General features: G+C 73.7%; 15 protein-coding genes. 11 read left to right on the top strand and 4 right to left on the bottom strand.

All coding sequences use genetic code 11. The features are described from left to right. Positions 1-280 precede the first annotated feature (280 nt). Positions 281-1,087, top strand: coding sequence for a hypothetical protein (locus K353_RS29340; protein WP_111556533.1), 807 nt, complete (start codon positions 281-283; stop codon positions 1,085-1,087). Positions 1,088-2,385: 1,298 nt separating this feature from the next. On the opposite strand, the gene K353_RS29330 is transcribed toward K353_RS29340, so the two are convergent. Continuing rightward, entirely contained in the window at positions 2,386-3,783 is a 1,398-nt protein-coding gene (locus tag K353_RS29330) for a hypothetical protein (protein ID WP_111556531.1), read from the bottom strand. 330 nt (positions 3,784-4,113) lie between these two features. On the opposite strand from K353_RS29330, the gene K353_RS29325 reads away from it, so the two are divergent. The 5 genes from K353_RS29325 to K353_RS29305 all read left to right on the top strand — a co-directional run bounded on the left by K353_RS29325 (position 4,114) and on the right by K353_RS29305 (position 10,774). Beyond that, on the top strand, positions 4,114-4,452 hold the full coding sequence (locus tag K353_RS29325; RefSeq protein ID WP_111556530.1) for a helix-turn-helix transcriptional regulator: 339 nt from the start codon (positions 4,114-4,116) through the stop codon (positions 4,450-4,452). Between the two features lie 7 nt (positions 4,453-4,459). Next, positions 4,460-6,637, top strand: coding sequence for a hypothetical protein (locus K353_RS29320; protein ID WP_111556529.1), 2,178 nt, complete (start codon positions 4,460-4,462; stop codon positions 6,635-6,637). Continuing rightward, complete coding sequence (locus K353_RS29315; RefSeq protein ID WP_111556528.1) at positions 6,634-7,335, top strand: helix-turn-helix domain containing protein; 702 nt, start codon at positions 6,634-6,636, stop codon at positions 7,333-7,335. The genes K353_RS29320 and K353_RS29315 overlap by 4 nt, the downstream gene beginning before the upstream one ends. A gap of 94 nt (positions 7,336-7,429) precedes the next feature. Next, on the top strand, positions 7,430-7,990 hold the full coding sequence (locus K353_RS29310) for a hypothetical protein (RefSeq protein WP_233533904.1): 561 nt from the start codon (positions 7,430-7,432) through the stop codon (positions 7,988-7,990). Between the two features lie 156 nt (positions 7,991-8,146). Continuing rightward, positions 8,147-10,774 (top strand): DEAD/DEAH box helicase, encoded by a 2,628-nt coding sequence (locus tag K353_RS29305; RefSeq protein WP_158585510.1) that lies wholly within the window; start codon positions 8,147-8,149, stop codon positions 10,772-10,774. A 221-nt stretch (positions 10,775-10,995) separates the two neighbouring features. On the opposite strand, the gene K353_RS29300 is transcribed toward K353_RS29305, so the two are convergent. Together K353_RS29300 and K353_RS29295 are read right to left on the bottom strand one after the other, a co-directional pair. Beyond that, the gene (locus tag K353_RS29300) at positions 10,996-13,347 is read right to left on the bottom strand and encodes a caspase family protein (RefSeq protein WP_111556526.1); all 2,352 of its coding nucleotides are present in this window, start codon (positions 13,345-13,347) and stop codon (positions 10,996-10,998) included. Further along, positions 13,344-13,682, bottom strand: a complete 339-nt coding sequence (locus K353_RS29295) for a hypothetical protein (protein WP_146616599.1) — start codon at positions 13,680-13,682, stop codon at positions 13,344-13,346. The genes K353_RS29300 and K353_RS29295 overlap by 4 nt, the downstream gene beginning before the upstream one ends. A gap of 79 nt (positions 13,683-13,761) precedes the next feature. Here K353_RS29295 and K353_RS29290 point away from each other — a divergent pair, with 79 nt between their 5' ends. From K353_RS29290 to K353_RS29280, 3 genes are all read left to right on the top strand, one after another. Then, positions 13,762-14,037 (top strand): hypothetical protein, encoded by a 276-nt coding sequence (locus K353_RS29290; protein WP_111556524.1) that lies wholly within the window; start codon positions 13,762-13,764, stop codon positions 14,035-14,037. Positions 14,038-15,315: 1,278 nt separating this feature from the next. Then, positions 15,316-15,951: a hypothetical protein gene (locus K353_RS29285; RefSeq protein ID WP_111556523.1), complete on the top strand. Its 636-nt coding sequence runs from the start codon at positions 15,316-15,318 to the stop codon at positions 15,949-15,951. A 107-nt stretch (positions 15,952-16,058) separates the two neighbouring features. Beyond that, positions 16,059-16,481, top strand: a complete 423-nt coding sequence (locus K353_RS29280; protein WP_233533903.1) for a helix-turn-helix domain-containing protein — start codon at positions 16,059-16,061, stop codon at positions 16,479-16,481. Between the two features lie 276 nt (positions 16,482-16,757). Here K353_RS29280 and K353_RS29275 read toward each other — a convergent pair whose 3' ends face one another. After that, positions 16,758-17,285: a hypothetical protein gene (locus tag K353_RS29275; protein WP_111556522.1), complete on the bottom strand. Its 528-nt coding sequence runs from the start codon at positions 17,283-17,285 to the stop codon at positions 16,758-16,760. A gap of 689 nt (positions 17,286-17,974) precedes the next feature. On the opposite strand from K353_RS29275, the gene K353_RS29270 reads away from it, so the two are divergent. Both K353_RS29270 and K353_RS29265 read left to right on the top strand, forming a co-directional pair. Then, positions 17,975-19,336, top strand: a complete 1,362-nt coding sequence (locus K353_RS29270) for a hypothetical protein (RefSeq protein WP_146616598.1) — start codon at positions 17,975-17,977, stop codon at positions 19,334-19,336. A 541-nt stretch (positions 19,337-19,877) separates the two neighbouring features. After that, positions 19,878-20,117, top strand: a complete 240-nt coding sequence (locus tag K353_RS29265; protein WP_255410778.1) for a DUF6193 family natural product biosynthesis protein — start codon at positions 19,878-19,880, stop codon at positions 20,115-20,117. Positions 20,118-20,289 lie beyond the last annotated feature (172 nt).

Below are 20,289 nucleotides of genomic sequence, written 5' to 3'. Positions count from 1 at the left end.
CTTCGCCTCCGCCCCGGCACCGGAACGAAGCGACATGCCCGACGCCGCCGCGCAGCTCACGGCTCTCGCGGTCCGCCGCCAGGCCGCGCGGTGGCGGACTGGGCCGCCCGGCGGCCCTCGCCCCGCCTGACCACCCCTCAGCACCAAGGCGCGGCCAGCCCCGCCCACGCGCCTTCGACCCCCGGAGTACCCCTGTGCCCACTGCATTCTTGGCACCCACCACCACGTCCACGTCGGTCTTCGGCCGCTCCTGCCGCCTCGACACCGTGGGGCGGGCACGATGAGCACCGTTGAGCAACTGCCGCAGCGGCTCTCGCCCGCGTACGTCGCCCTCGCACTGGCCGACGACCCCCACCCCCAGCGCCGACGCGCGCGCAACGTCCCCCGCCTCGCCTACGCCGCCGCCGACCTCCTGCTCGATCGGCACCCGCAGCTGCCCGGCGCAGTGCGCGGCGCCGACCAGGCGGAGGAAGCCGCCTACCGGTGGACCCAGCGCGAGCACCGGCAGGTGCTCCACCTCGGCTTCGGCGTAGGCCTGCCCCAGCACGGGCCCCACGACTGGTGGACCTACCAGCGCAGCCCCCGGGTGGTGGCCGTCACGACCTGCGAGCAGAGCCGCACCTGGGCCGGACTGCTCTACGAGGGCCCGGCCATCCTGCTGCACCGCGACGCCGACGACCTGCCCGGCCTGCTGGACGACGCGGCCCTGCGCGAGCACCTCGACCTCGCCCGGCCGCTGGGCATCGTGCTGGCCGGAGCGCACCGCACCCGACGGGAGCCCCTTCAGGAGCTGCTGGAGCAGTTGCTGGCGCATCTCGCCGCGGGCAGCACCCTCGCCGTGACGGGCATCAGGGTCGAGGACGCCACCGAGCGCCGGTGGCTGCGCGAGGGCTGGCGGCGGCACACCGGCCAGCGCCCTGCCTTGTTCTACTCCAGCCACCACAGCGGCCTGCTGCCCCTGCTGGCCCGCCTGGAGGAGATCCCCGGCGCCCTCGCCGCCGACCTTCCCCGTCCGCACCTGCCCGCCGAGCCTGAGCACGGCATCCGCTCCGTCGGCGCGGTCTACCGGATCGGGGGGCCGGCGTGACGCACCCGCTCCCGGCCGACTGCACGCCGGTCCCCCGGGCCAGGCCGTGCCGCCCGACTGGATGAGGGGACCGCTGACCCAGTACCCCTGCCCAGCTGGGTCGACCTCGCCCTCGCCTCCCCCAACCTGTGGTCGCCGCGCGCCAACGTCCCCGCCCGGCGCGCGGCCACCACCCTCGAAGACGCATCCGTGCGCCGCGCCGCGGCCGAGGTCGACCAGGTGCTGCACGTTGGCTTCGGCCCCGACCGGGCGGGGGGCGCGCTGTACCGGCTGTGGGAGGACGTGCACGCCGCCCGGTCCGGGCAGCGGACGGTGGCGGTGACGACCTGCCGCTACGCCTACGGCTACGTGCTCAGCCGCTGCGAGGGCGTCCCGCTGCTGCTGTACTCCTACCCGCAGCACCTCGGCCAGCTCCTGGACAACCCCCACCTGCGCCTGGCCCTGGACCGGAAAAAGCGGAGGGTGGCTCCGCCCCGGGGGGCGTGCCACCCTCGCGGGCGCCGCGCGGGAAGTCGCGGTGATGCCCGGATCCCTCGTTCGTGGTGCAGCCACTGCGCCAGGGAAGTTCCGGCCGTGGCCGAAAGGTGCGCTGTTTTCCAGGGTGTCATTCCCGCGCCAGGGTCGGCAACGCATCTCGTCCGAAAATGAATCAATCCCGGGCCGTGTCTGCCTGCGAGCTGCGGTGACAGGGGGGCGTATTCGACGCCCTCGCCGCGACCTGGCAGCAGGCCCTGGCCACCTCCAGCCCCTCCGCCTGCGCCTGGCAGGCGGTCCGCCACCACGTCCACGCCGCCGCCGACCCTGCCCGGCTGCGCTCCACCGCCCATCTCGAACCGCCGCAGCAGGACGCCCTGCTCCTGCACACGGTCCTCCACCTGCCCCTGGCCGTGGTCGCGGACCTCACCGGCACGGAGCCTGCCACCGTCCACGTCCACCTGCGCGCCCTCACCTCCCGGGCCGCGCCCCCGCGACCCGGACGCCCCGACCACACGGCACCGCCCGGCGAGATCCCGCTGCCGATCCGCCCGCCGGCCCGCCGCACCCGCTGAACGTCCCGGGCCGGGGCCCTCAGCCACGCTGGCCGGACCGCCGACCGGCACGCCGGTGCGGTCCGGGCGGGCACGCGGGTTCCCGGTCCGCGCGCCCTTCCCCGCAAGATCCCCAATCGTCCGGATCCACCGCGCCGGCGGGGAAGGCGCCCGGGGTCAGCCCGCTGCGGTGCGCGCAGACGGCCGTCCGAACGTTCCCGCCCCGCCCCGCCCCGCCCCGGCTCGGTCGGCCGGGCCGGGACACCGGGTTCAGCCGGCCGGGCGGTCGGCGCGGTCGGCGAGGTAGCCGTCGATCCGTTTCTCCTCGAACGCCAGGGTGTGGGCGAGGTCGTGTCCGGCCCACATGCCGAGGGTGAGCAGGAGCTCGCGGGCGTCCTCGGTGCGGTGGCCGGGGCGCAGGTGGGTGAGCAGGTGGAGGCCGATCGCGGTCAGGGCGGGGGTGTCGAGGGGCTGGTCGGGCGCGGTGGCGGTGTGGGTGGCGACGGTGTCGAGGATGGCGATGGCGGTCGGTCCGGCGGGGTGGTCATGGAGTTGGGCGTGGGCGACCTGGTCGCCGAACTCGACCAGCCACCGGCGGACCTTCTCGTCGCCGTCGTCGCTGTCGCCGTCGCCGTCGTCGCCGTGGCGTAGGGCGATGAGGTCGACGGCGAGGTGGGCGGCGGCGGTGGTGGTGTCGACGGGGAGGGTGCCGCGCCGCTGCCAGGTCTCGACGACGGCGGTCAGGCCCTCGAACATCGGCCAGTCGGGCGCGGTCTCGCCGAGCCGGCGGGCGGCCGCGTCGCGGGTGGCGGCGCCCAGCAGCCACAGCGCCAGGGCCTCGGCTTGCTCGGGCGGGCCCTGGCGGCCGGTGCGGGCCAGGGCCTCGTACTGCGAGCGCACGTAGCCGCGCAGCGCCTGCCCGTCGGTGCTGTCCGTTCCGGGGCCGGCGGCGTGGTGGAGGTCCCATTGGGCCAGGGCCCGGGCGGCGTCCTCGGCGTCGCCGGCGCGTTCGGGCTCCAGCAGCGCGTCCCGGTCGGCCAGCGCCGCGCCGCGCACCAGCACCTCGCGGCCCAGGATCCGGTCCACCTCGCTCCAGGCGTCGGCGCGGGCGGCGGGGCTCGTGCGGCCCTGGTCGGGCAGGTGGCCGCGCAGGCGGTGCAGGGTCCGGGCTTCGACGTCCTCGTGGGGCGCGTCGGCGTAGGCCGGGACGGTGGTGGTCATCGTGGTGTCCTTCGTCGTCGGTTCGGTGCGCGCGGTCCGAAGGCCCTGGACGGCCCAGTCCTCCCAGGAGCTGGGCTCGGTGTGCCGCAGGGTGTCGCGCTTGTACTGGGCGGTGCTGCGGGAGACGCCCAGGGCCTGGGCGACATCCCCGGTCGACCCGCCGGCGGCGCGGTGCGCGCGGATCGCGGCGTCCCGGATCCCCTCCAGCCGGGGGATCAGCCGCCGGTCGAGGGCGGCGGCAACATCGGCGTGCGCGGCCGGATCGGTGCCGCCGGCGCGCAGCAGGGCCAGGCCGTGCAGCACGGTGGCGACGTCCTGCGCCAGGTCCAGCACGGCGGCGAGGCCGTCGACAGTGCCGATCTGCTGCGTATCGAGGCGTAGGACCAGGTCGAGGCCGCCGTCCCGCTCGCGCACTTCGACGCGGAAAGCGCCGTGGACGAGTTCCATCACGCTCCTCAGGTTGGGTGTACGGAGATTTATACAGATCGATGGCTGAGTGTATGGGTTTCCGTACACCTGTGATGGGCCTTGTATGGAAACGGGCCGAGCGGCACGGCCTCGGCCTGCGAGGCGTGCCGGACCCGCCCGGCAACCGGTGCCGAGTGGGGCGGCAGCCGTCGGCCCGGCCACCCGCCAGGTGGTGACTGGGGCCGGTGTCGGCAGCAGACCCGTTCGGGAGCGCGCGCCCCGAGTGAGGCCATATTGCGGTGTATATACGATTAATAATGTGCGCTATATGCGGCGAATTATGCTATCTTTCTCGTGTGGAGGTATGTGATGAGTGAGATTTTCGCGGCGGTGGACGCGCTACTGGCCAAGGCCAGGGACGGCGGGGACCTGCCGGAGCCCGGCGAGCGGGAACGGCTGCGCAAGGCCGCCGGTCTGACCCAGGTCGAGGTGGCCGCCGCGCTGGATACCCGGCGGGAGACCTTCGCGAAGTGGGAGAACGGCACCGCCCAGCCGCGGGCCCCCAAGCGCGGCGCGTACGCGTTCCTGCTCGCCGGGCTGGCCGACATCCACGGCACCCAGGGCCCCGACGGCTGGCTAACCCTGGCCCGCCAGGCCCGCCCCCTGACCGCCGACGCCACCACCACCGAGACCACGGAAGGGGAGTGAGATCCTGATGGACCGTCAGGCGTACACCGCCGCCCTCGCCTCGCTGCGCGAGCTGCGAGGCGAGATCGGACAGGCCAAGAAGACCGTGGCCGCGGCGCAGAAGGAGCTGGACAAGCTCAACCAGCAGCGCGCCCGCAAGGTGGCCGGGCTCGCGGGGTACGAGGCCGCCAAGGCCGACGCGGTGGCGAAGGCGTCCGGACTGACGCTGGCTGACGTGGTGCGGATCGCGCCGCTGCTGGACCCGACCCCCGCCGCGGTCCGCACCGCCAAGGCCGACGACCAGGCCGCCGCCGCACCCGTGCAGGCGCCGGCCCCGGCGGCCGGGCCCGCGGAGCAGCCGGTCGCGGCGCTCGCCCCGGCGCTGAACCGCCCGGCTCCCGTCGTCGAGCAGCCGGCCCCGGCCGCCCCGGCGACCGGGGCGCCGACCGTGGTCGAGGACCAGGCCGCCGTCGTCGAGCAGCCCGCTTCGGTCGCTGCCGGGCCGCGCGAGCTGCCCACCCTCCCGGAGGGCGCGGAGGGCGCGCGGTTCGAGGCCGTGACCACCGGCCTGGTCTCCAAACGCCCGAACTTCGTCCAGCAGGCCCGCGCGACGGTGTTCCTGGACGCCGCGACCGGCGACCTGGCGGTCCGCGACCAGGTTGTGCGCCTGACGCTCGGTGCCCGCACGCCGGGGGAGATCCTGGACGCGGTCCTGTACTCCGCGCCCGGTACCGAGCGCATCTACATCACCGCCGGCGCGCCGTGGCACGACGGCGCCGAGCGGTACTCCACGCTCAAGGACGCGGTCGCGGCGTGGCTCAACACCCCGTCCGAGCGGTGGACCACCGCCGTCGGGTCGGGCCGGGACAAGCTCGCCGGGCACTTCGTCCACCAGCGCCAGCCGGTTGGCCGCTACGCCCCCGCGAGCGCGCCGGACAGCGGCAGCACCGAGATCCGCAGCATGGGGGAGTGGTTCGACGCGGACGGCGCCGACGTCGCCACCTGCCGCCAGGCGTTCACCCTGCTGTGGCAGGCGCTGCGGCGGCACTGGGACGACGCGGTGCTGATGGGCTCGCCCAGCCAGACGGGCCGGGACCTGTGGTCGCGCACCATCCCGACCACCGGGAAGTGGGCCGGGGGCTATCCGGTGCTGTCGGAGGAACTGCGCGGGCTGCTGCACGCGACCGGCGGGCAGGGCCGCACCGAGCTGATCCTGCCGCCGCGCGTTCCGGAGCAGCTCCCGGCGCTGGTGGAGTACGACCGCACCTTCGCCTACGCCAAGCACCTGTGGAAGAGCCCGGTGGGCACCCCGCGCCGGATCACCGCGGCCGCGTTCGCCGTGATGAGCGAGGCCGAGCAGACGAAGGCGCTGATGTCCTGCTCGCACTGGAACGTGCGGGTGACCGTCCCGGCCGGGTGGAACCACGTCGGCCTGCTCCCGGCCCCGGTGACCGGGGAGCGCGCCTGGGTCTACCCCTCGACGCCGGGGGAGACCTTCGTGACGTGGGCGGGCGGCGCGGAGATCCACCTCGCGCTGTCGAACCACCTCGCCCCGTGGAAGGTGGAGATCCTGGGCGGCCTGCTGTTCGAGGACGGCAAGCCGCTGGACGAGTGGGGCAAGCGGCTCAAGGCGGCCTGGGCGGACCTGACCAACCTGTCGAAGCTGCACGGCGACGAGCGCCAGCGGCAGGCGGCCTACCTCGCCTCCCGCGCGGTGCGCTCCGTGCTGCTGTTCGGCCTGGGCGGCTTCGCGCAGCGCCCGCGCCTGGTCTCCGGCACCACCCCGCTCGGCGAGGCGCTTCCGGCGGGGGTGGAGATCCTCGGCCAGGACGAGAGCGTGGTGACCTGGCAGCGGCAGGCCGGCTTCTCCCGCGACCCGTACGCGCACCCGGAGTGGGCGGCGTACGTGTGGTCGGGGGCGCGGGCGGCGCTGCTGGACATGAAGTACCGCCAGGGCAAGGAGGTCATCGGCCACGCCGGTGCCCTGCACGCCAGGCCCGGCACGGTCGTGTACTTCGGCACCGACGGCATCGCCCTGACCGAGCGCCAGATGTGGCCCTACCGGGGCGAGCCCGGTGACTACCTGCTCAAGGGCCACCTCACCGGGCCCGTCCCGCACCCGGCCTCCCAGGAGCAGTACCTCAAGCTGCGCGGCCAGGGCCGCGCCGAACTCGTGGCCACCGAGAAGGGAGCTGAGCAGAGTTGAGCCCCGCCGACCCGAACCAGCCCAACGAGGCCGCCCGCCTCACCCAGCAGCTCATCGACCAGGGCTACACCAAGCGCCAGGTCGCGAAGATGCTCGGCCGCGACGCCTCGCTGGTCTCGCAGTTCTTCACCAAGGGCAAGGGCGCCTCCATGGTGGGCGCGCTGCGCCAGCTGGTCCGCGCGGTGCGTGGCGGCCAGCGGGACGAGGAGGCCCTGTCGGGGATCGCCGGGGCGAACACGAAGCGGCGCACCACCAAGGGCGGCCAGAAGGCGCGGGTGCGGGGCAAGGACACCATCGGCACCCCGGGCGGCAGCATGGCCGGCCGGGCCGGGAAGCAGGCCATCAAGTCCGGTGCCGCGCACCTCGCCCCGGTCGTCCACGAGACCGGCCAGGCTGGCGGCCGTCTCGCGTTCACCGTCCGGATGAAGGCCGACCAGTACGTCTACTCGGCCGGTTCCGAGCAGGACTCCGGCGGGGTGCGCCGAGGGTTCATCCCCCGCTCCGACGGCACCGAGGAGCGCACCTACGGCTCCAGCTCGTCCGGCGGGTTCGACGCCGCCGAGTGGTCCCAGCGCGTCGCCGACCACCACGGCGACGTCACCGAGGCCATGAAGGCCTGGCTGGTGGAGACCGGCCGCGCCGTCGAGGACGCCGACATCGCCTACCTGGAAGTCCGCGGCTGGGTCCCCGAGCAGTAGCGGAGAACCCGGTGCGGTGTGACTGAGCGCTCCAGTTGGCCGGTGAGTGCTTGAACTGGCCAGTTGAGCAAATGATCCGCAGAAAGGACGGCGTGTGAAGACGCTGGTGGAACAGAACGTCGTGGAAGAACTCCAGACCGGGGGAGACGAGCCGGTCCGCCTCTATGTCGCGGCTTGCGCCGAGCGGATGGCCCCGCTGTTCATTGCTCTACGGACAGGTGAGACGGGCCGGGAAACAGACGTAGAGCTCTACACGGACTCCGTGGCCGGCCTCTGGCAGACCGACCGACTGCTGTCCGACGCCGCCGAGCGGGCACACCTGCTGGACCGGTTTCCCGAGCTGCAGTCCACCGAGGACGGCATCACCGACGTCGTCGGCACCTACACGTTCTTCGCGTGCCTGGTCCTGCGCTACGTCCTGTTGGCCAACGGCTCCGGCAGCGCTGACCACGCAGTGTCGTGCGGCCACGCGGCGCTCACCGCGATGGGCATGCTGGACCAGAACATCGCGGGTGCCGCGTTCCAAGCGGACGAACAGCGGCTCCAGACCCTATCGGCGTCCGGCAACGCCGCAGGCATATGGGACGCCAGCATGGCAGCTGGGCGGGAGCGCCTTCGCGCGGTCCTGAGCCGCGTCGCGAAAGGGACCCGCTGAAGAGGCAGCTCAACTGGCCAACTGAAGCGCTCAGTCACATGCGGCCTCTCCCCCACCATGACCTGGCCCCGGGGAGAGGCCGCCCGCCCCGGACCCTGCCACACCACCCACCCGCCCCGCCCAGCCGTCTCAGCATCCGAAGGAGAACCCCGCGCCGTGGACACCACGACCACCACCGCCGTCACCGCCGCCGTCGAGGACGTCCCGGCCGCTCTGCGCGGCCCGGCTTCGCTGCCCGCCCAGGCCGAGCCGGCCGCCGCGGTGGTGAACCCGCTGCCGCTGCACTGGTTCCAGAAGGACGCCGTCGCGGCCGCGGTGAAGGCCGTGAAGATGGGCGGCCGCGCCACCGTCGTGGCCGCGACCGGCTCCGGCAAGACCCTGATCGCCGCCGGGTGCGCGCGGCGCCTGGCGGCGAGGGGCCGGGTGCTGGTGTTGGTGCCGACGATCGAGTTGCTGGAGCAGACCGCGACCGCGTGGTCGTTGAAGGGCGGGCGCCGGGGCCTGGCGGTGGCGGCGTGTTCGCGGGCGGAGGCGCTGGAGAGTGCGGAGGCGGGCGGGCGCGTCGAGGCGCAGGTGACCACGCAGGCCGCCCGGATCGCGCACCTGGTCGCCAGCGCGAAGGCCGGGGAGCCGGTCACTGTCTACGCGACCTACGCCTCGCTGGAGCGGATCGTGAAGGCGCACAAGGAGTTCGGCCTCCCGGTCTGGGACGTCGTGGTCGTCGACGAGGCCCACCGGACGGCAGGCTCCGAGGGGAAGGCGTGGGCGGCGATCCACAAGGACACCGACGTGCCCGCGCTGCGTCGGCTGTACTTCACCGCGACCCCGAAGATCGCCGACGACACCCGCGCGAAGCCGGGCCTGGCCGACCTCACCGCCGACGCCGACGGCCAGGGTGGCGAGCAGCTGCCCGCACTGTGCTCCATGGACGACCCAGCCGTCTACGGCCCCACAGTCTTCACCTGGACGCTGGGGCAGGGCATCGAGCACGGCTACCTCGCCGACTACCGCGTCCTGGTCCCCGTCGTCACCGACGAGGACCTGCGCGAACTCCTCAACCTGCCCGCCGTCGCCGACCTGCGCTCCCAGCGCTCCAACGAGGAACTCCTGCGCCTCGCGTTGCAGATCGCGGTGCTGCGCGCCGTCGCCGACCTCCAGCTGCGCCGGGTCATCACCTTCCACTCCCGCGTGCAGGCCGCCCGCGAGTTCGCCACGACCATGAACGCCACCGCCGAGCTGCTCCCCACTGCGGACCGGCCGGAACGGGTGACCGCCCTTGCGGTGGCCGGCTCCGACCGGCTCAAGGACCGCCGGGCGGCGTTCGCGACGTTCTCGGCCTCCACCGGGGAGCGGCTCGGGGAGGAGGGCGAGGAGTGCTGCATCATCTGCAACTCCCGGCTTCTGAACGAGGGCATCGACGTGAGAAGTGTGGATGCGATCGTCTTCGCGGACCCGAAGTCGAGCGTCATCGACGTCGTCCAGGCCGTCGGCCGGGCCCTGCGCCAGGCCTACCGGCAGGGCAAGGTGTCCTGGGTCATCATCCCCGTCTACCTGCCCACCCCCGAGGTCGGCGACGACACCGCCGCCGCCGACCCGGCCGAGATCCAGGACGCGGGCGAGGCCGTGAAGGCCGGGGCCGACGACGAGATCGAGGCCAGCTCGTTCCGCACCATCTGGCGCGTCCTGCGCGCCCTGGCCGCCCACGACGCCCGCGTGGTCGGCCGGATCACCGAACTGCGCACCCGCCGGGCCGGGGACAAGGACCAGGGCCTCACCACCTCCGAGGAGGGCGAGGAGTCCGGCGAGGCCGCCGATGCCGACCAGCCGACCCCGGAGGAGTCGCCGGTGGACTGGATACGGATCAACGCCCGCCGCCACGCCGCCCGGATCCTCCAGACGGTGAAGCTGCGCGCCTTCAACCCCCGCGCCACCGAGTGGCAGCGCATGTTCGAGACGGCCGCCGCCTTCCGCACCGGGCACCGCCACCTCGACCCCACCGACAAGACCCGCGACGGCGCGCTGATCTCCTGGCTCGACCGGCAGCGCTACCTGCGCGGCGCGGGCCTGCTCGCCCCGGTGCGCATCCACGAGCTCGACCGGCTCGGCATGGTCTGGGACAAGCACGCCCGCTCCTGGGAGCGCGGCTACGCCCACGCCCGCGCCTGGGCCCAGACGCACGGGCACCTCGCCGTCCCGGCCGCCGAGAAGCTCGACGGCCACGCCGTCGGGGCCTGGATGGGCCGCCAGCGCAAGAACACGAAGCTGACGGCCGCCCAGGACGCCAGGCTGACCGCGCTGGACGCGATGTGGCGCATCGACCCGGACTGGAACCGCTCCTACCGGCGCTTGCTCGCCTACCTCGCCGCCGGCGGAACCCTGGACGGCCCCGCCAACCGCACCGGCGGCGAGACGGACCCGACGTTCCGGCCCGGCGCCTGGCTGCGCAAGCAGGACAAGGCCCGCGCCGGCGGGAAGCTGACGGCCCAGCAGACCGCGCTGCTGGACGCCCTGGTGGCGGTCCGGGCCGAACGGCAGGACCACGGCCCGGACCAGGGCACGGTCACCTGGAGCGCCGAGTGGACGTGCCGCGCGTGCGGCGACGGAGGCGACCCCCACTTCGAGGACGGTACCGGCGTCGACGCCGACCACGACTGCGACCAGGACGAAGGGCCCGAGATCGGCTGGGACGGCCGGGCCGACTGCACCTGCGGCTGGTCGCTGGAGACCCAGCTCGCCGACGGCGACTACGTCGAGGCCGACCACCACTGCACCGACGACCGCTAGCCCACCAAGGGGGCGGTCCACCGGACCGTCCCCACCGTCATCCCGCCGGCCTTGGGCGGCGGTTGCTTCGGCGGTGCGTGCCCCGGCCGCTGCCGGGGCCGTGCGGGTGCCCGGCGCCCCGGCCCTTGGCCGCATCCGGTGCCGTCCGGGGCTGCTTTCCGCGGCCGGGGGCGGCCCGCCATGCCGGCCTCGGGCCGCCTTGGCCGCCGTTCCCGGCCGGGTCACTCGTCCTGGCCAGCCCACGGCATCCGGCCGGACGAGCCCACCAAGGTGATGCGGTGGCCGGCGAAGCGAGCCACCGCCCGCTCCAGCCGCCGGGGGTGGACGTCGATGTACTCTCCGTATCCGGTGAAGCGGCACAGGTTGAAGCCGCCGCCGAGGCCCGCCATCCGCTGGAACGCGCTGCTGAGCGCGCCTTCCCTCGAGGGCCACAGGACGACACGGTCCTTGCCTACCTGGACGCTGCGCACGAGGGACCAGCCGATGGCAGGCCTTCGTCGGCCGCGGCCGGTGACCGTGATACCGTCGGTGTCCATCCGCAGGGTGAACCGGTCCAGGCACGGCCCCTGCAGGAGGAGGAAGCCGATCGTCGCCTCGGCCTGTAGCACGCACAGCGTGAGGAAAACGGCAGCTGCCCCGTGCGCGAGGCCGCCGAGCCACCGGCCGGCGGTGAGGACGAGCAGGTCGATGCCGGCCAGAATGGCGATGGTCCGGGTGCCGTTGTGCCTCCCTTGCAGCACCAGCGCCTCGGCGTCGTCCTGCAGTACGCCGTCGTCGCAGTGGAGGTCCGGGCTCCAGCGGTGCCCGGCGAAGCGCTCGAGGGCTTCGTCGATCCGGTCGGCCGGGCCCCAGAGGCGGCGCAGTGGCAGTCGGAGCGCAGGCGGGTTGTCGGACGACTCCGTGGTGCGGATCACCAGGTGGCCGGGGCGGTTCTCCCAGTCGTGGGATCGCTCGCACCCGACGGATTGGACACAGCTCCAGGGCCAGAACCGTGCGTCGGCCCTGCGGCCGTCGCCCACGCGCACGCCGGTCGCGTCGATGCGCAGGTCGGCGGGGACGGCCTTCTTGACGAGGCTGGTCACCGGGAGGGCACTGCCGAGGGACAGCAGCAGTGCCGGGGGCAGCGCGCCCCACGTCCCGGCCGCCACCAGGCAGCCCACGAGCCCGAGGGGCAGCACGAGCAGTCCCGCGATCCCGAGGACGGCGATGGGTGCGGCGGGGCGGGTGTAGTGGGCGGGCCGTCTGCCGGCCACCGGTCGGCCCGCAGGCGGGAGCCAGCGGTTGCCCGCCGCCGTGCGCAGCGCGGCGTCGAGCTGGGCGATCATCGGCCCGCTGAATCCGAACAGCGGGGTGAGCCGTACCTGGTGGCCGTCTCCGGCCCGCCGGTTGTAGCGGCGGAGCGGATTGCGTCCCGGGCCGTGCGCGCCGGGTTCGAGGGTCAGCCACAGATCGCGCCTGCGGCCGCCGGGCCGGCGGGTGCGGATCTGGACGTGCGCCACCGATGTCCACGCGTACGCGGCGACGGTGCGCGTCGCGCTGCCGATCCGCACGCCGTCGGGGCCGACGTACACCTCGATCTTGTGGCGCAGCACGGCCATCAATGCCAGGAGGCCGTATGCAAAGGTGACTTGGAACGTGAGCAGCGGGGACGGGTGCGCGACCCGGGCGGCCTGCACGTAGGCGGGGACGCCGAAGGCGAAGCCGGTGCAGAGCAGCGTCCAGGTCCGCCACAGGGCCAGTACGGACCCGCGCTGGACGAATTTGTCCTCGCCGGCTCCGGTCTCTTTGTCGCCGTCCCACGGTGTTGGCGTCGGGGAGGGTGATGCCGAGGACGGCGGGGCCGCGCGGTTGACGGTCAGGGCGATGGCGTTGCCCATCTCGGTATTGAGCTGGCGCGGTAGCGGCCGTCTGGCCGCGGCCAGCCGTCTCCTGACCTCGGGGAACACCTCGCCCAGGGTCAGCGGGTCGCCGGCGCCCGGGATCCCTTCGCCGAGGACGGACAGCAGCGTTCCGGTGAAGGCGGTATAGGTGGCTCCCGGCGGTGCCAGGGCGGCCTGGTTCGGGTGGGCCGAGGCCATCACGTACGTGCCCTCGATGCCCAGGTCCGGTGACGGCGCGCCCATCCGGGTCCGCACGGCCAGTCCGCTGAAGCAGCAGTCCAGGATCAGGACGCGCTTGCGCGCGCGGCTGTTGTACAACGCCTGCCGCAGGAGCTCAAACGGCAGCGCTGTGACCTCGGGGTAGTCCTCCTGCGAGCTGGGCACTGTGAGGTAGAGATCGTCCAGTCTCCCGTCCGACGGTCGCAGTCCATGCCCTGCGTAGTACACCAGGAGCAGGTCCTCGGCGGTGCCAGCGCCCTCCTCAATGGACCTCAGCATCGAGAGCGAGTCGGCCGGGTCCTCGACCACGACGACTTCTTCGGCGCGCAGCGCGGCGCCGTGGCCACCGGTCAGCATCGCGTGCAGGGCTCGTACGTTCGCCCGCACCGAGGGCAGGTCGGCGAGGTCGGCCTGCTGGTAGGAGGCGGTCCCGATGATGACGGCCGCGCTGCGCGGCCGACCTCCCGCGGTCATCGCGGCCCGGTTTCCTCGAGCAGCGCACTGAGCTGGCGCCTCGCCTCGTCGGGATTGTCGGAGCTGACCGTCACCCGCCGGTGGTCGGCCGTGGTGACTTCGATGGTCGTGCGGCTACGCCGGCGCCCCGCCAGCCAGCCCCAGATCCCGGTCACCAGCGCCGGTCCGGTGCCGTCGAGCAAGATGTGCAGGGCCTCCACGCCCGCTCCCATCTCACCCGGGCCGGGACGGCCGCGGACCACCTCGCACCGCCCGCGGAACTCCGGCTGCTCGGTCAGCCAGCCCAGCAGCGACGCCAGGTCCTCTATGCTCTTCGAGCGGACGAACACTCCCACCGTTCCCCCTCCGAGATCCGGACTCCCCTTCCGTGTTCGAAATAATGCCGCAGGGCTGACCCGGTCCGCCAGAGCGGGAATGCGCACTCTGCCTGACCACCAGGCCGCGGCCGCGCCCCAGTTGGCCGCCTTGCACGAGCCGCGCACCGGCCTGATCCGGTGCGGCCGGCCCGGTGACCGGGAGTCTTTCGAGCACGCGCTGGCGGTGCTGTGCCGCCGCGACGGCTGCAAGAAAATCACCGTCGTCGGCGGCGCCGGCCTTACCGCCGACACCGACAGCCAAGGCGCGGAGCAGTTGCCCGCGCTGTGCTCCATGACGGACACCAGCATCTATGGCGAGACCGTCTTCACCTAGACTCTCGGCCAGGACATCGAGCACGGCTACCTCGCCGACTACCGGGTCCTGATCCCGGTCGTCACGGACGAGGACCTGCGCGAACTCCTCAACCTGCCCGTCGTCGCCGACCTACGCTCCCAGCGCTCGAACGAGGAGCTCCTGCGCCTGGCGCTGCAGATCGCGGTGCTGCGCGCCGTCGCCGACCTCCAGCTGCGCCGGGTCATCACCTTCCACTCCCGGGCAGCGCTACCTGCGAGGCCCGCCCCTCGCTCTCCCCACCTAGGCCGGTGGCGGCACCTGCCCTCCCGGCCGGGTACGGGCGGCAACCAGGCCGCCGCCGCGGCCCGTCGGTCCACCCGGGTCGGGCGCGGCGTGCTCCGCCCCCGCACCCGTGGCCAGCGCCCGGATGCGCTGGACCATCCTGCTGCCGCCTGGACTGCGCCATCGACGCTGCGCGCCGACAGCGCACCGGCCGGGCCGCGAGGCGGCCCAGGCCTGTCCAGTTGCCCTCGACCTGGTGGCTGATGTCCGTGTCGGGCCGGGGTGCCTGCCGGACCCGACCTGCCTCGGGTTCGCCGACCTGCCAACCACCGAGCACCGGCCCAGATCACCACCCACCTGGACGAGATCGCGAGCAGCACCAGGACGACGGGCAACTGCGCCTCGGCCTCCTCAATCGGACCTGCGGATCGAACTCCAAGCCGTCACCACCGCGCCTGCCCGGCACGGGTGCCCGCCTGGTGGCCGGTGAGCGCGGAAAGGGCCCCCAGGGCCCGGTCGCGGCGGCAGCCGCGATTTCGTGATCGGTGCGGTGAGGCCAGCCGACGGCCTTGCCGGCAGGGTCAAACCGAGCCCGGCCCGGGCAGCGGCAGCGGCCCGGATCAGCAGCCCGCCGGAGGCCATAACCGCAGAAAAGCAGCAGGTCAGCGGCCTGGCGGCCGCCTGCCAGGGGAGACCCCGGTCGGAGGTGCACCCTCCGAGCGCCGGTTCTCCCGCTGCGGCGGGAGTATGAGAGATCGACTTCCGCTGCAGCGGCCGAAATACCGGGTCTGACCTGCGAAAACGTGTGGTCTGTATCAACCATTGTTTGGCCCTGGCCAGCAGGGCCAAAAGCCCGCCGGTTTGGCCCTGCTGGCCAGGGCCAAACCGGCGAACGTTATCCACAGGCCGTCGGATCTAGCGTCAGCTGCAGCCGGGCGACTCGCCGAGGCGGTTTGGCCCTGAGGGTAGGGCCAAAGCACTATCACCCGTGATAGTGCCCGAATGACATTGGATCAAGGAACCTGGAGAGCGCCGATGGCTGACAAGCCCAAGCTGGGCCACAGGGAGCAACTGGTCACCCGGCTCGACGGCCAGGGGAACGTCGTCTACTCGGTGCAGAAGATCTCGGGCCGCACCTTCGCGGAGTCCGACACCACCAAGGGCTACACGACCGACGCCCCGCTGATGATGCTCACCCTCGCCCAGATGGACATTCCGCAGACCTGGATGCGGACCTGGTGCACCCTGGTGGGCTTCCAGCAGATGAGCGGGAAGGCCCCGCGCCGGGCGCCGCTGGGCATGGTGAAGACCACCCACCGCGACATCAGCGCGGCCTCGGGCGTCTTGCGGACCTACGTCGGCGAGTCGCTGCTGTACTTCAACGAGATCGGCTGGCTGCGGACCGCGCGCCGCTCGGTCTACCAGCTCAACCCGTTCCTGACCTTCGCCGGGTCCAGCGCCGACCAGGAGCTGGCTCAGGACATCTGGGTGGCGGAGGTGCCCGAGTTCCTGATGCCGGGGCCGGAGTACGGGGCGGCGTGGCGCAAGGAGCGCCGTGAGGACCAGCGGGCGGTGGCCAAGGCGGCGAATGTCGTCGCGCTGGGCTCGAAGGCGGGGAAGAACGAGATGCCGGCGGCCGAGAAGAAGGTCCGGGCCGTCCGGAGCGCCTGAGACGGGGTAGGCCCGCTCCGTTGCACCGGAGCGGGCCTACCCTGACATTGGATGCTCAACGTATCAGCAGCTGGTGGGCGTTGCGCGCCCCTGACCGAGGACTCCAGATGACGACCACTCGGTACGTCCCGCCGATTCCGACCGCGGAGTATGTGGCCATCAGCCGTGAGGCGCTGGCCGTTCTCAGCCTGGTCGAGTTGACCGCGAATAGCTTCCGGCTTATGTATACGCTGCTCGCCTACCAGGACCCGGAGACCGGGTGCGCCGGCCTATCCCAGGCCGAGATGGGCACCCTGCTCGGCCTGAGCGCACCAAGCGTCAACCGCTCGGTGAAGCAGCTCGCCGACAAGGGCCTGGCCTGGCTCTTGGAGCCCGGCGTCTACCAGATCCACCCGCTGCTGACCGGCGGCAAGATGCGGGCCGGCCTGGCCGCGGTGCCCCGGATCGAGTCACTCGACCCCGAGCGGTTCGGCGAGCGACTGCGGCAGCGCTATGAAGGTCAGCTCGCCAACCTCGGTATCGGTGCGTAGCCGGCGACGAGCAGGAGCGGCTCGGGCCCTGGTCCGGGCCGTTTGCTTTAGCTCTGACTGCAGGGCCAAAGCACTACCACCCGTGATAGCAGTTTGGCCCCGCTGGTGGGGCCAAGCCCGTGCTTCACCACGGGATCGTCGGTCCTCCAGTTACGGCCCTGCTGGCCAGGACCAAAGCGCTACCACCCGTGATAGCGGTCTGGCCCTACTGGTAGTGCCAACCCACGTTGGGCCGGCGCGACGTCGAGCGCGACGATGCCCGGCCGGAGGTAGTGCTCACCAGGGGTGGCGGGTGCGGGGGTCGGGAGCGGGGCCGCGGTGGTGGTGGAGGGCGATGGCCTCCAGCAGTGTCTGGCGGGCGCGGCGGCGCCGGGCTTCTTCGGTGCGGGCGGCGGTGGCGGCCCAGTCGGGCAGCGGCCGGGCCCGGGCGGCGGCGGTGAGTGTCTTGCCGAGCCGGTCGAGCGCGCGGTCCCAGTCGGCGAGTTGCCCGACCAGGTCCGCCACCAGCTGGTGGACGGCGGCGCCCGAGTCGCGCCGGAAGACGCGGGCCTCGGCGGCGGCCTCGGCCAGGACGTCCTCGTCGAAGTCCTCGAAGGCCTCGCACCAGTCGACGGTTTGCTGCTCGAAGGCGTCCAGGGCGGCGCGCAGGTCGGCGTCGACGGCGGCGGGCGACCAAGGCGGCGGCGTGCGGGGCTGCCGAACGCCGGCTGCCAGCGCCCGGCCGGCACCCGGGCCGAGTCCGCGCCGCAGGGCGCCGCTCACCCGGCCGGGGGACGGGGAGGAGACGGTCGTGGCGGAGGTCATGCCCGGTGAACCGCGGTGCGGCCGTCCGGGTTACGCGCCAGGGTGCGGGCGGCCGGGTGCTGCACTTCGGCCGGGAGGGCACCGGGTGCTGCACCCGAACCGAACGAACGGTCGTTGCTGCACCCGGTACTGCGACTGCGACGGCCCACGCAGTCGGTGCACCGCGGACTGCGACGGCCTGCGCAGTCCGCACCTGCACAGCCGGCTGTCCGACTGCGTGACTGCGTGACTGCGTTGCGTGGCGCAGTGGCACACGCAAGGCGAGGGGATCCGCCGTGCGGGAAGTGCGACACGCATCCGTCACCGCAGGTGGGGGGCGGTGCGATCGGGATCGCAGTATGGGCGCCGCAGGCCTTGGTCGGGCCCCGGCCGGCAGCGGCGGGCGCGCAGCCGGGTCGGGCCGGGCGTTGCGCATGCGCAAGATGGCGGGCGGGGCGTTGCGCATGCGCGGTGCCGCCTACGCAGAGGATTGCTCATGCCCGCTCGGGACGCTGCACTTCGCGGTGGCGCGGGTTCCGTTGCTGCAACGGAACTCTGGCGCGCGGCGCGGGCCATCTTGGGCTGTGTTTTCGTCGCTGCAACGAAACCCGGTGGCACGCTGTGAGGGGCACTGCCCGACTTCGGGGTGTCCTGATGGGATCGGGCCCGGGAGGGGACGCGGTGCAACGAAACCCGTAGGGTCAGCGGTTATGAGCGTGGACCAGCCGACCCTTGTCGATGTGCCGCTGCGGCCTGCGGGGATCTGCGAGGCGTGCGGCAGGCCGCTGCGGCCGGCGGCTACCGGGCGGCCGGGCCGCTTCTGCAGCTCGACGTGCCGTTCCGCCGCGCACCGCCGCCGCGCCAAGGCCGAGCCGCGAACACCTCAGGCCGCCGCCCCCGCCGTCCTGGCCGGGGTGCGGCCGGGCCGCCGGGCGGAGCTGCTGGAGGGCGCCGAGGCGGTCACCGCCGCCACCGTGGCGCTCGCCGACGTCCTCGACCAGGGCGAGGACCCCGACCGGACGGCGGCCGCGCTGCAAGCGCTCCTCGCCGCGGCGGCGGAGCTCACCCACCGGGCCACCCGGGCAGCCGGTGCAACGAAACCCGGACCCGCCGACGGGGGACAACCTGCCCTCCCCGAGCCGCGCGGCGACGCGTTCCGTGGCGGCAACGAAACCCCGCCGAACCCGGACGGGCCCGCGGCGCCCGCGTTTCGTGGCGGCAACGAAACCCCGCCCGCCGCCGAGCCGGTGACCGCCCCGGCCCGCCCCGCCCCGGCCCGCCCGGCTCGCGCCGTCGTCGTTGCGCACCCCGACGACACCGGCCTGCAGCCCGATGCGGTGCTGCGCGCCGCCTCCGATCCGGTGCGCCGCTTCGGTGCGCCCGACCGGACCGACGACCTCGCGCTGACCTTCGGCCCGGGCTGGAGCACCACGTCCTGGTCGGCCCGGGAGGCCGCCGGTGTTCACCAGTTCCACCACCACGGCGTCCGGGTCGGCTGGGCGGCGCTGCTCGGCGACGGGCCGTGGGGCCCGGGCGGCTGGATCGCGGTGCTGCACCTCGCCGACGGCCGCACGGAGCCGCTGATCGGCGACCGCGGCCGGCCCCGCGTCCATCCCGGGTGGAGCGAGGCCCTGGACGCGCTCCGCAGTACCCGACGGGTGCCGCCGGCCACCGCCGCCCGCACCCCGGATGCGGATCGGCCGCGGCCGAGCACCGGCGGGTGGCTCGGCCCGCGCGCGGCCGAGCCCGCCGCCGGGACGGTGCGGGTGCCGCGCGATCCGCTGCGGCGCGGCCTGCCCCGCAGCATGGACCTGCATATCCCCCTCGACCCCGCGGTCTTCGGCTACGCCTGGGAGCTGGCCGGGTGGACGGTGCAGCCGGACGTGCTGGTGGTGCTCGGCGAGGGCTACCCGGTGGGCTGGGTCGAGCGTGGCCTGGACGGTGGCGACGGCCGGGTCGCCGTCTACGAGAACCACTTCCTCGGTGATCCGAAGACCCAGCAGGCCGCCCTGCACGACACCCCGGAGCTCGCCGCCCACAGCATCCTCCGGGCCCACGTCCACGACCTCTGACCGGGCCCCTGGGCCGTGATCCGGGCCACGGACAAACCGGGAGGATAAGGCCCCTGACCGGGACGAATCGGGCGGGACAATGTGCTGGTCAAGGGGTGGGACAACCCGCGGGGCCAGACGGAGGACAAGGGGTCGGGGTGCAGGGTCGGCCGCGTCCGGGCACCCGCTCGGGCCCGGGGCCGGCCACCGTGCCCGCCCCGGCCGCGCTCCTCACCGGAAGGTGGCGTCGTGCCCACGACCTCCTCCCACGCCGCCTTGTCCCGCTCCGACGGCGACGGCCAGGCCGCCGCCGAGCCGCCGTCCGGCGCCCTACCCGGCCGCGTGGAGGCACCCGCGGCCGCCTCCACCGGCACCTCCGCCGGCACCTCTGCGCCCCGCCCGCCCCAAGCTGGCGTTTCCCCAGGTCAGGCCGGGCGGACAAGGGGTCGGAGCCGTGGCGACAACCCCTCTGCCTTTGCTGTCGAAGACAGCGAAGGCACGCCCTGGAGAAAAGGATCGACCGCCCCGGTGCGCGGCGGTGTGCTGATGGCGCTCGCCCGCCCTGTTCGAGGCGGCCTTCGCCGAGCCTCGGCTGCGTTGCTTGATGCCGGTCACCAGCCACTACGCGCTCTGGTTCTCGGCCACTGCCCGATGGCCCTACCGGCGGGTGGGCGGATCGGTAAAGCCGCGCCACGACGGCTCCTTCCTGTTCCGCACCCGGGACCCGTACACCGAGACGTCCGTCGACACCGCCGCTGAAGCGGTTGCCCTGCTCGTGCGCAGCCTGCCGTCGCAGGCGTGAGCCCGCGTTCCGGCCTGCCTGCACGGGGCGGCGACCACCACGGCCAGCGTGGGCACCGCATTGCGGACGGTCGCCGGCGCATGCGGAGTTGGGCGGCCGACGTCCTGCAGGTACTCGCGTCCGTACCGGACGGCGAGCTGCCCGGTGCCTGGAGGGGGCGGTCGGGCACCGG

Source organism: Kitasatospora sp. SolWspMP-SS2h (genome assembly GCF_003259315.1).
GTDB lineage: Bacteria > Actinomycetota > Actinomycetes > Streptomycetales > Streptomycetaceae > Kitasatospora > Kitasatospora fiedleri.
This window is presented reverse-complemented; position numbering and strand designations above follow the sequence as displayed.